Genomic DNA, 15,433 nt, shown 5'->3' with positions numbered 1-15,433 from the left:
ATCAATGCTCCTCCACCGGATGTCCGCGCGTGGCCAGCACCACGGTCAGCACCAGCAGCGCGCAGACAGCGGCGGCGAAGTGGATCGGCGCCGGGCTGAAGGTGCAGGCCAGCACCAGCACGGCCGCCACCGGGAAGCCGATCGCGATCGGGCGGCACTCGTTCGACGGCCCCACGTGCAGCAACCACACGCTGAGCAGGAACAGCGCCACCGGGATCGTGGTGGCCAGCGCGGTCGGCACCCCGCCGATGTGCGCGGTGTGCGTGTCGTAGTCGACGGCCACCTCGATCCCGGCGCCCAGCGCGGCCAGCGAAGCGAAGATCACGTAGTGCCCGTAGCCCCAGGTGAGCGAGGCCCGAAGGGTGGTCAGCCGCAGATGGCCCGGCTGGTCGAAGTAGAGCCACCAAAGGGAGAACACGATCACCAGCGCGGCCACCGCCAGTGACACCAGGTCGGCCACGTGCCCTTCGGCGATGGCCTCGCGGAAAGCGTTGGTGGAACTGAGGATCGTCTCGCCGAGCACGATGATGGTGAACAGCCCGTACCGCTCGGCGATGTGGTGGCGGTGGTAGTTGGTGCCGTGCGCGCGTTCCGCCCAGACCGGCGTGGCCACCTCGACCAGCATCAGCACCACGAACGCGGGCAGTTGCAGTCCGTCGGGAACGAACAGCCAGAGCACCCAGCCGGCCTGCGCGACCACGATGCCCGCCGCGTAGCGCAACGACGTCGGACGGCAGTCCACATCGGACCGTGCCGCGCGCAGCCACTGGGCCACCATGGCCAGCCGCATCACCACGTAGCCGCCGACCACCACGTCGAACTCGCCCTCGAAGGCACGCGAGACCCCGGCAGCGACAACCAGGCTGCCGGCGATCTGCACCAGCGTGGTCAGCCGGTACGGCCCGTCGTCGGTGTCGAAGGCGGAGGCGAACCAGGTGAAGTTCATCCACGCCCACCAGATGGCGAAGAACACCATCAGGAAGCTCAGCACGCCTTCGCCGATGTGGTTCTCCGCGAGCCCGTGGTGCAACCCGACCGCGGCCTGCGCGACGGCCACCACGAAGCAGAGGTCGAAGAGCAGTTCCAGCGGGGTCGCGACGCGGTGGGGCTCGTGGGTGTCCCTGGCCCGCATCGGCCGGTGCCAGACCCTGACGCGGTTGTGCGGGCGCTGCCGTTCCTCCGTGCTCACGGCCGCAGATCGTACTGGAGTGAGCCCGGGTTCTCCCCATCCCGAGCTCACCCCAGCGAGTCCTCCGCGCGCGCTACCCGATGTGGTGGCGACGCTCCCAGTGACCACCGTGCGATCCCCCGCGGCCGTCGGCGACGTGCGCCTGGAAGCGGCTCCCGGATGCGCGTCCGGGAGCTGATCCGGCACAGGAGCCTGACCGGATTCACCACCGTGGGTAGCTGATATCCCCCTCACGAAGGTGGTCAGAGCCTTCCACAGTTGCTCTGCGTAGCGCCATTAGCTGACCGGCGTGTCACCCGGATGGACTATCAACGAATACGCTCGGCTTCTCCCCGACTGCGACGCGCCGCCGTCGCAGCTCGAACACCCCCAGTCCGAGCGCGACCGCGGTGAGCCCGGCCGCGCAGCCCATGGACACCGCCAGCGCCACCGGATAGTCCTTCCCCGAACCGGTGACCACGGCGTGGAAGATCGAGGCGAGCATGGCCGTGCCGATCGCCGTCCCGATGCGCTGACCGGTCTGCAGCGCGCCCCCGGCCACCCCGGCCATCCTGGTCGGCACGCACTCCAGGGTGAGCGTGGTGTTCGGCGAGATCACCATGCCGCCGCCGAGGCCGCCGACCAGCAACGGCAGCGCCACCGCGAGCCCGGCGTGCGCCGGGAACAACAGCACCGCCGCCCCCGAACCGAGCATGCCGAGCACCACCATGGACAGTCCGGTCACGGTCAGCCTGCGTCCCCAGCGCTCGACCAGCCTGCCCGCCACCACCGACGAAACCGCCGAGCCGACGGCGAACGGCGTCACCGCGAGCCCCGACTCCAGCGGCGTGTATCCCAGCCCCTGCTGGAAGAACATCGCGAACACCAGCCAGATCCCGGTGAACGCGCAGAAGTAGACCGAGCCGAGGGTGGCGCCGCTGGTGAACCCGCGCACCGTGGTGAACAGCCGGACGTCCAGCAGCGGCGCTCGTTCCAGCCGCACCAGCCGCCGCTCCCACCAGACAAAAAGGACTCCGAGCACCACCGCGACCGGGAACATCCACCACAGCGTGCCCAGCCCGCCCTGCTCGGCCTCCATCACCGGGAACAGCACCCCCGCCACCGCCAGCCCGAGCAGCAGCGCGCCGACGAAGTCCAGTTCGGACTTCAGGCCGCGCACCCGCCGCGGCGACTTCGGCAGCAGCTTGGCCGCGAGCACCAGCGCCAGCGCCCCGATCGGGATGTTCACGAAGAACACCCAGCGCCAGCCCTCCGGATCACCGAACGCCGCCAGGATCACCCCGCCCAGCACCGGGCCGATCGCGGTGGACAGCCCGACCGTGGCGCCGAACATGCCGAACGCGCGCCCACGTTCCGGACCGGCGAACAACTCCTGGATCAGGCCGGTGTTCTGCGGGGTGAGCAGCCCGCCCGCCACGCCCTGCAGCAGCCGGGCCAGGATCAAAAGCACCTCGGTCGGCGCGGCCCCGGCGAGCGCGCTGGTCAGCACGAACCCGGTGAGCGCGAAGAGGAACATCCGCCGCCTGCCCAGCGCGTCGCCGAGCCTGCCGCCGGCGACCAGCACCAGGCCGAAGGTCAGCGCGTAACCGGACACCACCCATTGCATGCCGCCCGCCGACGCACCGAGATCGCGCTGCATCGACGGCAGGGCCACGTTCACGATGCTGACGTCGAGCAACACCATGAAACCCGCGGTCAAGGTCACCGCGAGCGCCTTCCAGCGGCGGGGATCGGGTTCGGCGTGCTGACTGGCCTCGGCTGTGCTCACCAAACCATCGTCGCGCGGATCACCGAGCCCGGCTCGCCAGAGCCAGGGAGATCACGTGTTCGCCGTGATCCCCTGAATGCTCTTCAACTCACCCATCAGCATCGAGCTGACCCGCACCGGGTAGTCGTCCAGCGCGTACATCCGCGGCCCCTGCTTGCCCATCAGCTTCAGGTGCGCCGGGGTTTCGCCCTTGTGCGCCAGCAGCGTGGACTTCAGCTCGCTGACCACCGACTGGTCGAGCTTCTCCGCGGCGACCAGCAGCACCAGCGGCGGCTCCTCGTCACCGACCGCGGCGTCGGACAGGTCCAGCGGCACGAGCCCGCCACCGAACACCGACATCTTGTCCTCGCGCCAGTTCACCCTGCCCTTGACCAGCACCGCGTTGTCCTCGATCAGGTCCGCGGCGAAGATCGCGTAGGACTTCGGGAAGAACAGCACCTCCAGCGAGGCGTCCATGTCCTCCACCGTGCAGATCGCCCAGGGCTCGCCCTTCTTGTTGACCCGCCGCTCCAGCGACGTGATCAGCCCGGACACCACGATCTCGCCTTCCTTCGGCGGATCCGCCAGGATCGCCGCGATCGGCCGCTTCGCGTGCTTGCGCAGGATCCGCTCGGCCCCGTCCAGCGGGTGCGCCGAAACGTAGAGGCCCAGCATCTCGCGCTCGTAGGAGAGCAGCTGCTTGCGCGGGTACTCCTCATCGCTGAACTTCAGGTGCGCCAGCGGGGAGGACGCCGCCGCGGCCGCCGCGTCGTCCGGTTCGTCGCCCATCGGGCCGAACAGGTCGAACTGGCCCATCGCCTGCTGGCGCTTGAGCGGCACGACCGCTTCGACGGCTTCTTCGTGCGCCTGGACCATCGACAGCCGGGTGTTGCCCATGGAGTCGAAGGCCCCGGCCTTGATCAGCGACTCGATCACCCGCTTGTTGCAGGCCACCAGCTCCGACTTGTCCAGGAAGTCGGTGAACGAGGTGTACTTGCCCTTCTCCTCGCGGGTCTTGATGATCGACTCGACCACGTTCGCGCCCACGTTGCGGACCGCGCCCATGCCGAAGCGGATGTCGTCCCCGACGGCCGCGAACCGCTGGGCCGACTCGTTGACGTCCGGCGGCAGCACCTTGATCCCGAGGCGGCGGCACTCCGACAGGTAGATCGCGGACTTGTCCTTGTTGTCCCCGACCGAGGTCAGCAGCGCGGCCATGTACTCCGCGGTGTAGTTCGCCTTGAGGTACGCGGTCCAGTACGAGATCAGGCCGTACGCGGCCGCGTGGCTCTTGTTGAACGCGTACCCGGCGAACGGGAGGATCGTGTCCCACAGCGCCTTGATCGCCTCGTCGGAGAACCCGCCGGGCACCAGGTCGCTGGCCTTCATCCCGGCCTCGAAGCCCTCGAACTCCTTCTCGAGGACTTCCTGCTTCTTCTTGCCCATCGCGCGGCGGAGCACGTCCGCGCGGCCCATCGAGTAACCGGCCACCTTCTGGCCGATGTGCATGATCTGCTCCTGGTAGACGATCAGGCCGTAGGTGTCGGCCAGGATCTCCTTCAGGGGCTCGTCGAGCTGCGGGTGGATCGGCTTGACCTTCTGCCGCCCGTTCTTGCGGTCGGCGTAGTCGTTGTGCGCGTTCATGCCCATCGGGCCGGGGCGGTACAGCGCGCCGACCGCGACGATGTCGTCGAACAGGGTGGGCTGCATGCGGCGCAGCAGGTCGCGCATCGGCCCGCCGTCCAGCTGGAACACACCGAGCGTGTCACCGCGGGCGAGCAGCTTGTAGGTCTCCGGGTCGTCCACGCCGAGGGTGTCGAGATCGATGTCGACCCCGCGGTTGGTCTTGATGTTGTCGATCGCGTCGCCGATGACGGTCAGGTTGCGCAGGCCGAGGAAGTCCATCTTCAGCAGGCCGATGGCCTCGCAGGACGGGTAGTCCCAGCCGGTGATGATGGAGCCGTCGTCGCGCTGCCACAGCGGGATCGCGTTGGTCAGCGGCTCGCTCGACATGATCACCGCGCAGGCGTGCACGCCGGCGTTGCGGATCAGGCCTTCGAGACCGCGCGCGGTCTCGAAGATGGTGGACACCTCGGAGTCGGTCTCCACCAGCGCGCGGACCTCGGCGGCTTCGCCGTAGCGCTCGTGCTTGGGGTCGACGATGCCCGAGAGCGGGATGTCCTTGGCCATGATCGGCGGCGGCAGGGCCTTGGAGATCTTGTCCGCGATCGCGTAACCGGGCTGTCCGTAGTGGACGCGGGCGGCGTCCTTGATCGCCGCCTTGGTCTTAATGGTGCCGAAGGTGATCACCTGGGCGACCTTGTCCACGCCGTACTTGTCGGTGGCGTAGCGGATCATCTCGCCGCGGCGGCGGTCGTCGAAGTCGATGTCGATATCGGGCATCGAGACGCGCTCGGGGTTGAGGAACCGCTCGAACAGCAGCTTCTGCGGGATCGGGTCCAGGTTGGTGATACCGAGCACGTAGGCGACCAGCGAACCGGCGGCCGAACCACGGCCGGGGCCGACGCGGATGCCCACGCGCCGGGCGTAGTTGATCAGGTCGGCGACGATCAGGAAGTAGGCCGGGAAGCCCTTCCCGATGATCACGTCGAGTTCGACGTCGATGCGCTCCTGGTAGCCCTCGGGCGCGCCGTCCGGGAACCGCCATTTGAGGCCACGCTGGACTTCCTCGCGCAGCCAGGTGCCCTGGTCGTAACCCTCGGGGACCTCGAAGAACGGGAGGCGGTCCTTGTGCGCGTACACCTCTTCGTAGGACTGGACGCGCTCGGCGATCAGCAACGTCGAGTCCGCCGCACCCGGGACCTCGGTGTCCCAGTACTCCCGCATCTCCGCCGCGGACTTCAGGTAGTAACCATCACCATCGAACTTGAACCGGTTCGGATCATTGAGCGTCTTACCCGCCTGCACACACAACAACGCACTGTGCGTATCCGCCTGATCACGCGTCACATAATGCGAATCATTCGTCGCCAGCGGCCGCAACCCCAGCTGCTTGCCGATCTCCAGCAAACCCTCACGCACCGACCGCTCGATCGGCAACCCATGATCCATCAACTCCAGGAAGAAGTTGTCCGGACCGAAAATATCCTTGTAATCCGACGCCGCCTGGATCGCCTCGGCCTTCTGCCCCAGCCGCAACCGCGTCTGCACCTCACCCGACGGACACCCCGTCGTCGCGATGATCCCCTCATGCAACTCCGAGATCAACTCACGATCCATCCGCGGCTTGCGGTAATACCCCTCCAGCGACGCCTGTGACGACAACCGGAACAAGTTCCGCAACCCCGCCGCGTTCTCCGCCAGCATCGTCATGTGCGTGTAAGCGCCCCCACCGGAGACATCACCACCCTCACCGAACTCATCCGCCCCACGCTGGTTCGACTGCCCCCAGAACACCGGCTTCTTGTGGAACCGCGACTCCGGCGCCACATACGCCTCGATCCCGATGATCGGCGTGATCCCCGCCTTGCGCGCCTGCTGGTAGAACTCATCCGCCCCGTACATGTTGCCGTGGTCGGTCATCCCCACCGCCGGCATCTCCAACCGCGACGCCTCCGCGAACAACGGCGCGATCTTCGCCGCACCATCCAGCATCGAGTACTCGGTGTGCACATGCAGATGGACAAAAGAGTCCTTGGACACCAACAAAACCTCCCCTGAACACCAACCGGCCGCGACCGTCACCCGGGGGATCCACCCTATGTCTCCACCGAGGGTGAGGACTACTCGGGTCTTCTTCATTCTGGTCCCGGATCGGCCGGATCCGAAGCATCTCCGCCCCGCGTGCCGCTCACCCGGCCAGGTGGTCGATCAAGATCCACTTCGCGACCCGCCCAAGCCGCGCCATAGCACGCCGTGCCCGCCATCGGCCGCGGGTCGCGATCGCGGCACGCCACGAAGATCCCTAGTGACCCAGCTCACCCGTCCGTGCCACCAAGATCCACATCGCCCGGCCCCCACCGCAGCTCAACGCGGAATTCCAAGCCCGCCAAGCCATACCGGGCGGTCTGCCGCCGGTCACCCGTCCGCTTGACAACGCCGAGCGCGCGACCGCACCATCACCCCTCGTGAACCTGTCAGACAGCCAGACAGTCGGACATACCGCCCAGCGGATGACCGCGATGGAGGCGGTGCTCGCCGGGCTCCGCGCCGCCATCGAGGGCGGCGAGTACCCCGTCGGCGGCAAGCTGCCGTCGGAAGCCGCGCTGTCGGTGGAGTTCGAGGTCAGCCGCTCGGTGGTGCGCGAGGCGTTGCGCGCGCTCCAGGCGCTCGGGCTGACTGTCTCACGCCCCGGCAAGGGCACCTTCGTCGCGGCCGCCGGCCCGGTGGAGAACCCGATCTTCGGCGACTACTCGGCCCGCGACCTGTTCGAGGTCCGCAGGCACGTGGAGATCCCGGTGGCCGGGTACGCGGCCCTGCGCCGCGGCCAGGACGACCTCGACCTGCTCGAGCACCTGCTCGACAAGATGGCCGCCCAGACCGACAACACCGGCTGGGTGGCGCTGGACAGCCTGTTCCACATCACCATCGCCCAGGCCTCGGGCAATCCGGCCTTCGGCAAGGTCATCGAGGAGATCCGCGACGCGCTCTCCCGCCAGTCGAGCTTTCTCAACCAGCTCGGCGACCGGCAGGCCGAGTCCAACGCCGAGCACGCCGAAATCGTGCGGGCCATCGCCGGCGGGGCCGAAACGGCCGCGGTCGACGCGATGACCCGGCACCTCGACAACGTCGAGCGAACTCTCGAAACCATCGTGCGCAAAGACGCGCACCGACCCTCGGAGCACCCGTGACGGACCAGATCCTGCAGCCCGCCAAGGCGTCGGCCGAACCGGTCGACGCCGGGGACGCCGGCTACAGCAAGGCGCTCAAGCCGCGGCACATCAGCATGATCGCCATCGGCGGCGCCATCGGCACCGGCCTGTTCCTCGGCGCGGGCGGCAGACTCGCCCAGGCCGGTCCGGCGCTGGCCATCGCCTACGCGATCTGCGGCCTGTTCGCCTTCTTCGTGGTGCGCGCGCTCGGCGAGCTGATCCTGCACCGCCCCTCCTCCGGCGCGTTCGTCTCCTACGCCCGCGAGTTCATGGGCGAGAAGGGCGCCTTCGTCGCCGGGTGGATGTACTTCCTCAACTGGGCCACCACCGGCATCGCCGACATCACCGCGATCGCGCTGTACGCGCACTTCTGGAGCTTCTTCACGCCGATCCCGCAGTGGGTGCTGGCGCTGATCGCGCTGGCCGTGGTGCTGGTGCTGAACCTGGTCTCGGTGAAGCTGTTCGGCGAGATGGAGTTCTGGTTCGCCATCATCAAGGTGGCCGCGCTGGTCATCTTCATGGTGATCGGCATCGTCCTGCTGGTCACCGGCGACCCGATCAACGGCACCTCCCCCAGCATCGGCCTGCTCGGCAGCGAGGGCGGTTTCCTGCCCAACGGCCTGCTCCCGCTGGTGCTGGTGATCCAGGGCATCGTGTTCGCCTACGCCTCGGTCGAGCTGGTCGGCGTCACCGCCGGTGAGACCGCCGAGCCGGCGAAGATCATGCCGAAGGCGATCAACTCGATCATGTGGCGGATCGGCGTCTTCTACGTCGGCTCGGTGGTGCTGCTGGCGATGCTGATGCCGTGGAGTTCCTACTCCAAGGGGCAGAGCCCGTTCGTCACCGTGCTGTCGAACATCGGCATCCCGGCCGCGGGTGACGTGATGAACCTGGTGGTGCTGACCGCGGCGATGTCCAGCCTGAACTCCGGGCTGTACTCCACCGGCCGCATCCTGCGCTCGATGGCGGTGGCCGGTTCGGCGCCGAAGTTCACCGGCGTGATGAACCGCAACCACGTGCCCTACGGCGGCATCCTGCTCACCGCGGCGGTCTGCGTGCTCGGCGTCGGCCTCAACTACGTGGTGCCCGCGGACGCGTTCGAGATCGTGCTGAACTTCGCCGCCATCGGCATTCTCTCCACCTGGGGCATCATCATGCTGTCCCACCTGCTGTTCTGGCGGAAGACGAAGGCGGGCCACCTGCAGCGGCCGTCGTTCCGGCTGCCGGGCTCCCCGGTCACCGAGATCGTCACCCTGGCCTTCCTGGCCAGCGTGGTGGTGCTGATGTGGTTCGACGAGCTGGGCAGGCTGACCCTGCTTTCGCTCCCGGCGATCCTGATCGCGCTGGTGATCGGCTGGTTCGTGGTCCGCAAGCGGGTAGACACCAACAAGGCGCTGAACGAGGGCGGGCTGTGAGACACCACGTTCCCCTGCTCCACGTCCTGCGCGACGGCATGGTCGAGAGCGTCCACTTCGGCTCGGTGGTGGTGCTCGGCCCGGACGGCGAGGTGCGCTTCGCCACCGGTGACGTGGAGTCCCCCGGCTACCCGCGCTCGGCGGCGAAACCGCTGCAGGCGGTGGCGATGACCCGGCTCGGCCTCGACCTGCCGGATGATCTCCGCGCGCTGGTCGCGGCCAGCCACTCCGGCGAGGACTTCCACCTCGCCGGGGTCCGCCGCATCCTCGGCGATGCCGGGTGCACCGGGGCGGATCTGCGCAACCCGGTCGACCTGCCGTACGACCCGCTGGTCCGGGACGCCTGGCTGGCCGCCGGGCGCCCGGCCAGCAAGCTCTCGCACAACTGCTCCGGCAAGCACGCCGCGATGCTCGCGGTCAGCCGCGACCACGGCTGGTCCACAAAGGACTACCTGCGCCCCGACCACCCGCTGCAGCGTGAAATCGCGAAGGTGGTCACCGAACTGGCCGGTGAGCCGATCGCGAAGGTGGCCGCCGACGGCTGCGGCGCGCCGCTGTTCTCGATCTCGCTGCTCGGGCTGACCAGGGCGATCGGGCGCATCGCGGCCGCCGAGCCGGAGACCGCGGAGGGCGTGGTGGCGCACGCGATCCGGCGGCACCCGGAGATGGTGGCCGGGACCAGGCGGGACGTGACCAGGCTGATGCGCTCGGTGCCCGGCCTGATCGCGAAGGACGGTTTCGAGGGCGTGCAGGTGGCGGCTCTGCCGGACGGGTCGGCGCTGGGCGTCAAGATCGCCGACGGTGGTGACCGCGCCCGGCTGCCGGTCACCCTGGCCGCACTGGGCGTGCTCGGGGTGGAGACCGGCCTGGACGGTGACCCGGCACTGCGCGTCACCGGAGACCTGGCGCTGGCTCCCGTCGGCTGATCTCGGCACGGGCAATCAGCGCAACCTCGGCACCCGTACGGCGCAAGTGTGGAATCGTTGGTGGTCCCTGGTTTGGGTGAATCCCCAACCGGGTAACCCCGACGACTTGCGCGTTCGTTCGACAGCTGAGGAGCCCGGCGGTGAGTTCGGCGGACCACACGTTGCCGCGGTTCGACCTGCCCGCTTTCGCCGAGGAGCCGGTGAGCCCGGCCCTGGTGGGCGGGCGGTACCGCCTGTTGTCGAAGACCGGGGCGGGCAGCAGCGCGGTGGTGTACCGCGCGCTGGACCTGGTGACCGAGCAGGACGTGGCGGTGAAGCTGTTCCACGCGGGGATCGCGGGGCGTGACTTCCTGCGCCGGGAGCGGGAGTTCCGGGTGCTGGCCGATCTGCGGCACCCCGGGCTGGTCGAGTTCCGCGACTCGGGCTTCGACCTCGACCGGGCGTACCTGGTGATGCGCCTGGTCGAAGGCCCGACGGTGGCGGGGCGCATCCTGTGCGGTCCGCTGTCGGTGACGGAGACGGCGCGCCTCGGGGCCGGGGTGGCGGAAGCGCTGGCCTACGTGCATTCGCGCGGGATCACCCACCGCGACCTGAAGCCGGCGAACATCCTGCTCGCCGAAGACCGCCCCTTGCTTACCGACTTCGGTCTCGCGCACCGCCTGGGCAGCAGTGACCTCACGGCGAGCGGCGCCGTCGTCGGCACCGCGGCGTACATGGCGCCGGAGCAGGTGCGGGGCAAGGAAGTGGGCCCGCCGGCGGACATCTACGCACTGGGCCTGATCCTGCTGGAATGCCTGACGGGTTATCGCGAGTACCCGGGCGCGATGGTGGAGTCCGCGCTGGCCAGGCTGAGCCGGACGCCGGAGATCCCGGAGTTCGTGCCGCCCGCGCTGGCCCTGCTGCTGACCCACATGACCGCGGAGCCGCCCGACACCCGGCCCACGGCCACGCAGATCGCCACCGAACTGGCCACCATCCTGGGGACGGCCGCGCTCACCGCCGCCGATGAGGCGACGATCTTCCTGCCCGCCCTCGGTGTGGCAGACACCCCGAACCCGATCAGCGTCGACGACCACTCCGCGGATGCGCTCGCGCAGGTCAGCGGCCCGATGCAGGTGGATGCCCCCACCACGGTGTTGAACCGGCCAGGGACATCGACCACCGCGTTCAACCAGGTGGAGACCTCCGCCGCGGCGGAGACCAAGCAGTTGCCGGTGCGTGAACCACGCAGGCGGCGGAGAAAGGTGCTGATGTCGGCGGTCGTGCCCGTCGCCGGTGTGGCGGTCGCGGGCATTTTCGCACTGAACTCCGGTACCCCAGGGCTCCCGGCCACGCACGCTCCGGCCAACACCCCGACCCCACCCACAGCCCCCGCGCCGGCCACCCCCGTCGCCACGGCCACCCTCGTGCCCATCGGCGACGACCAGCACCCCGCCGACCACCCCACCGGTGGCTCACAGCACCAGGGTCAGGACCAGGCCACGGACAAGGAATCCAAAGCCAAGCCGACCCAGGCCAAGCCGAACAACCAGCCCAACGCGAAGAAGGGCAAAGGCCGCAACTGACCCCGCCTGACTTCAGGCATGAACGAGCAAGCCCAGAACCACCGCCGGCCCCAGGCACGCCAAAGAGCATGCCCTGGCCGCCCGCCACCGGACCTCGGACAAGCAAGAAAAGCAAGCCCTGAACCAGCGCCCAGCCCAGGCCAGACCACAAAGGCGTAACCCGGGGCAGGCCACAAGGGCGCGGCCCTGGGCCATCACCCGTTTCTTGGGCATGAAAAAAGAGCGTGGCCCGAGCCATATCCCCGGCTCGGGCCACGCTCTATCACTAAGTTGAGTTCGGCGGCGTCCTACTCTCCCACACCCCTTCGAGTGCAGTACCATCGGCGCTGGCAGGCTTAGCTTCCGGGTTCGGAATGGGACCGGGCGTTTCCCCACCGCTATAACCACCGAAACACTACGAAACACCATGCTGGCATTACATCAGCTCTGGTGTGGTGTTTCAGAGCCGTAGAGTGGATGCGAAGCGTCTTTGTAGGCAAGTCCTCGGCCTATTAGTACCAGTCAACTCCACACATTACTGCGCTTCCATTTCTGGCCTATCAACCCAATCGTCTCTTGGGGGCCTTAACCCACAAAGGGGTGGGATACCTCATCTAGGAACAGGCTTCCCGCTTAGATGCCTTCAGCGGTTATCCCTTCCGAACGTAGCTAACCAGCCATGCCACTGGCGTGACAACTGGCATACCAGAGGTTCGTCCGTCCCGGTCCTCTCGTACTAGGGACAGCCTTCCGCAAGTATCCTACGCGCGCGGCGGATAGGGACCGAACTGTCTCACGACGTTCTAAACCCAGCTCGCGTGCCGCTTTAATGGGCGAACAGCCCAACCCTTGGGACCTACTCCGGCCCCAGGATGCGACGAGCCGACATCGAGGTGCCAAACCATGCCGTCGATATGGACTCTTGGGCAAGATCAGCCTGTTATCCCCGGGGTACCTTTTATCCGTTGAGCGACACCCCTTCCACCAGGTGGTGCCGGATCACTAGTCCCGACTTTCGTCCCTGCTCGACCTGTCAGTCTCACAGTCAAGCTCCCTTGTGCACTTACACTCAACACCTGATTGCCAACCAGGCTGAGGGAACCTTTGGGCGCCTCCGTTACTCTTTGGGAGGCAACCGCCCCAGTTAAACTACCCATCAGGCACTGTCCCTCACCCAGATCATGGGCGTAGGTTCAGATTCCCAATCCGGCCAGAGTGGTATTTCAACAACGACTCCACACCCACTAGCGTGAGCGCTTCACAGTCTCCCACCTATCCTACACAAACCGAACCGAAAACCAATACCAAACTATAGTAAAGGTCCCGGGGTCTTTCCGTCCTGCCGCGCGTAACGAGCATCTTTACTCGTAATGCAATTTCGCCGGGCCTGTGGTTGAGACAGCCGGAAAGTCGTTACGCCATTCGTGCAGGTCGGAACTTACCCGACAAGGAATTTCGCTACCTTAGGATGGTTATAGTTACCACCGCCGTTTACTGGCGCTTAAATTCTCAGCTTCACCCCCCGAAAGGAGTTAACCGGTCCTCTTAACGTTCCAGCACCGGGCAGGCGTCAGTCCGTATACATCGAATTACTTCTTCGCACGGACCTGTGTTTTTAGTAAACAGTCGCTTTCCGCTGGTCTCTGCGGCCACCCACCCCTAGCCCGCAAGGGACTTCAGGATGTTTGGCCCCCCTTCTCCCGAAGTTACGGGGGCATTTTGCCGAGTTCCTTAACCACAGTTCACCCGATCGCCTTAGTATTCTCTACCTGACCACCTGTGTTGGTTTGGGGTACGGGCCGTGCACGCACTCGCTAGAGGCTTTTCTCGGCAGCATAGGATCACTCTACTTCACCTCAATCGGCTACGCATCACGTCTCACCCTCATGAAGTGCGGATTTACCTACACTTCGGGCTACACGCTTACACCAGTACTACCATTCACTGGCGGAGCTACCTTCCTGCGTCACCCCATCACTTGACTACTACAGAATCAGGCCCCACGCTCCACAACAGACCTTTGTCCGAAGACTCCAGCCTGCGCTTTGGGTGGTTAGTATCAACTGCCTCATCAGGGACGCACGTGCTCGGGTACGGGAATATCAACCCGTTGTCCATCGACTACGCCTGTCGGCCTCGCCTTAGGTCCCGACTTACCCTGGGCGGATTAGCCTGGCCCAGGAACCCTTGGTCATCCGGCGGCAGAGTTTCTCACTCTGCATTCGCTACTCATGCCTGCATTCTCACTCCCACACCCTCCACCGCTGGTTCACACCGCGGCTTCCCTGGATGCAGGACGCTCCCCTACCCATCCATACCACTAGACAAGAACCCGAAGGCTCAAGCCGATGTATCGCATGAATGACACAGCTTCGGCGGTGTGCTTAAGCCCCGCTACATTGTCGGCGCAGGACCACTTGACCAGTGAGCTATTACGCACTCTTTCAAGGGTGGCTGCTTCTAAGCCAACCTCCTGGTTGTCTGGGCAATCCCACATCCTTTCCCACTGAGCACACACTTAGGGGCCTTAGCTGGTGTTCTGGGCTGTTTCCCTCTCGACGACGAAGCTTATCCCCCGCCGTCTCACTGCCGCACTCTCACCCACCCGTATTCGGAGTTTGGTTGACTTCGGTAACCCGGTAAGGCCCCTAGGCCATCCAGTAGCTCTACCCCGGATGGGAAACATACGACGCTGCACCTAAATGCATTTCGGGGAGAACCAGCTATCACGGAGTTTGATTGGCCTTTCACCCCTACCCACAGCTCATCCCCTCAGTTTTCAACCTAAGTGGGTTCGGGCCTCCACACCGTCTTACCGGCGCTTCACCCTGGCCATGGGTAGATCACTCCGCTTCGGGTCTAGACCACGCGACTCACACGCCCTATTCAGACTCGCTTTCGCTACGGCTACCCCACACGGGTTAACCTCGCCACGCAGCACTAACTCGCAGGCTCATTCTTCAAAAGGCACGCCATCACCCAACAAGTAGGCTCTGACGGCTTGTAAGCACACGGTTTCAGGTACTCTTTCACTCCCCTCCCGGGGTACTTTTCATCTTTCCCTCACGGTACTAGTCCGCTATCGGTCATCAGGAAGTATTTAGGCTTACCGGGTGGTCCCGGCAGATTCACAGCAAATTCCACGAGCTCGCTGCTACTCGGGAACACCAAACAAACACGCAACCACAGTTTTCGCGTACGGGACTCTCACCCACTCCGGTCCACCATCCCAGGTGATTCCACTAACCATAGCGCGCATCCGGGAGACTGTCAGATCTCCCACGCTGGGTCCCACAACACCGCACACACAACGCCTGACAGCTTGACATGCGCACGGTTTAGCCTCATCCGCTTTCGCTCGCCACTACTCACGGAATCACGGTTGTTTTCTCTTCCTACGGGTACTGAGATGTTTCACTTCCCCGCGTTCCCTCCACACACCCTATATATTCAGGTGCGGGTAACACCACATCACTGGTGCTGGGTTTCCCCATTCGGACACCCTCGGATCTCAGCTCGGTTGACAGCTCCCCGAGGCTTATCGCAGCCTCCCACGTCCTTCATCGGCTCCTGATGCCTAGACATCCACCATGTGCTCTTAACAACTTGACCACAAAGATGCTCGCATCCACTCTACAGTTCTCAAACACCACACCAGAAACAACACCAGCGTGCTGCCTCAGGACCCAACAGCGTGCCAATGAACACCGAAACCAACCACCCCAACCACACTTTCCACGCCGCAAGCAGCAGTACTCATGCAGCCAGCAAGAAGCCGGC

7 protein-coding genes and 2 rRNA genes are annotated in these 15,433 nt (G+C 65.9%); 4 read left to right on the top strand and 5 right to left on the bottom strand.

The features are described from left to right. Position 1: 1 nt before the first annotated feature. The 3 genes from YIM_RS12070 to dnaE form a co-directional block, all read right to left on the bottom strand. Positions 2 to 1,132, bottom strand: coding sequence for a low temperature requirement protein A (locus YIM_RS12070; RefSeq protein WP_153036933.1), 1,131 nt, complete (start codon positions 1,130 to 1,132; stop codon positions 2 to 4). A gap of 349 nt (positions 1,133 to 1,481) precedes the next feature. After that, positions 1,482 to 2,873 carry an MFS transporter gene (locus tag YIM_RS12065; protein WP_153036932.1) on the bottom strand — a complete coding sequence of 464 codons (1,392 nt, stop codon included), beginning with the start codon at positions 2,871 to 2,873 and terminating at the stop codon, positions 1,482 to 1,484. A gap of 135 nt (positions 2,874 to 3,008) precedes the next feature. Further along, positions 3,009 to 6,599, bottom strand: a complete 3,591-nt coding sequence (dnaE, locus tag YIM_RS12060) for a DNA polymerase III subunit alpha (protein ID WP_153030435.1) — start codon at positions 6,597 to 6,599, stop codon at positions 3,009 to 3,011. A gap of 479 nt (positions 6,600 to 7,078) precedes the next feature. Between dnaE and YIM_RS12055 the strand changes: the two genes are divergently transcribed. The 4 genes from YIM_RS12055 to YIM_RS12040 all read left to right on the top strand — a co-directional run bounded on the left by YIM_RS12055 (position 7,079) and on the right by YIM_RS12040 (position 11,674). After that, on the top strand, positions 7,079 to 7,747 hold the full coding sequence (locus tag YIM_RS12055) for a FadR/GntR family transcriptional regulator (protein WP_153036931.1): 669 nt from the start codon (positions 7,079 to 7,081) through the stop codon (positions 7,745 to 7,747). After that, positions 7,744 to 9,183, top strand: coding sequence for an amino acid permease (locus tag YIM_RS12050; RefSeq protein ID WP_153030434.1), 1,440 nt, complete (start codon positions 7,744 to 7,746; stop codon positions 9,181 to 9,183). Before YIM_RS12055 ends, YIM_RS12050 begins: the two co-directional genes overlap by 4 nt. Further along, on the top strand, positions 9,180 to 10,109 hold the full coding sequence (locus tag YIM_RS12045; protein WP_228004686.1) for an asparaginase: 930 nt from the start codon (positions 9,180 to 9,182) through the stop codon (positions 10,107 to 10,109). Before YIM_RS12050 ends, YIM_RS12045 begins: the two co-directional genes overlap by 4 nt. Before the next feature lie 140 nt (positions 10,110 to 10,249). Next, positions 10,250 to 11,674, top strand: coding sequence for a serine/threonine-protein kinase (locus YIM_RS12040; RefSeq protein WP_194240127.1), 1,425 nt, complete (start codon positions 10,250 to 10,252; stop codon positions 11,672 to 11,674). A 274-nt stretch (positions 11,675 to 11,948) separates the two neighbouring features. Here the strand turns inward: YIM_RS12040 and rrf are convergent. Continuing rightward, positions 11,949 to 12,065 (bottom strand): 5S ribosomal RNA (rrf, locus tag YIM_RS12035). 80 nt (positions 12,066 to 12,145) lie between these two features. After that, a 23S ribosomal RNA gene (locus tag YIM_RS12030) occupies positions 12,146 to 15,265 on the bottom strand. Positions 15,266 to 15,433: the final 168 nt, after the last annotated feature.

The sequence above is a fragment of the Amycolatopsis sp. YIM 10 genome, from assembly GCF_009429145.1.
In the GTDB taxonomy this organism is placed as follows: Bacteria; Actinomycetota; Actinomycetes; order Mycobacteriales; family Pseudonocardiaceae; genus Amycolatopsis.
Note: the sequence above shows the minus strand (reverse complement) of the source record. Positions and strands in the feature narration are given on the sequence as shown.

What these genes read in the sequence shown, in the direction of transcription:
- YIM_RS12070 (WP_153036933.1), bottom strand. Translation starts at nt 1,132, where the DNA reads ATGCGGGCCAGGGACACCCACGAGCCCCACCGCGTCGCGACCCCGCTG.
- YIM_RS12055 (WP_153036931.1), top strand. Translation starts at nt 7,079, where the DNA reads ATGGAGGCGGTGCTCGCCGGGCTCCGCGCCGCCATCGAGGGCGGCGAG.
- YIM_RS12065 (WP_153036932.1), bottom strand. Translation starts at nt 2,873, where the DNA reads ATGGTGTTGCTCGACGTCAGCATCGTGAACGTGGCCCTGCCGTCGATG.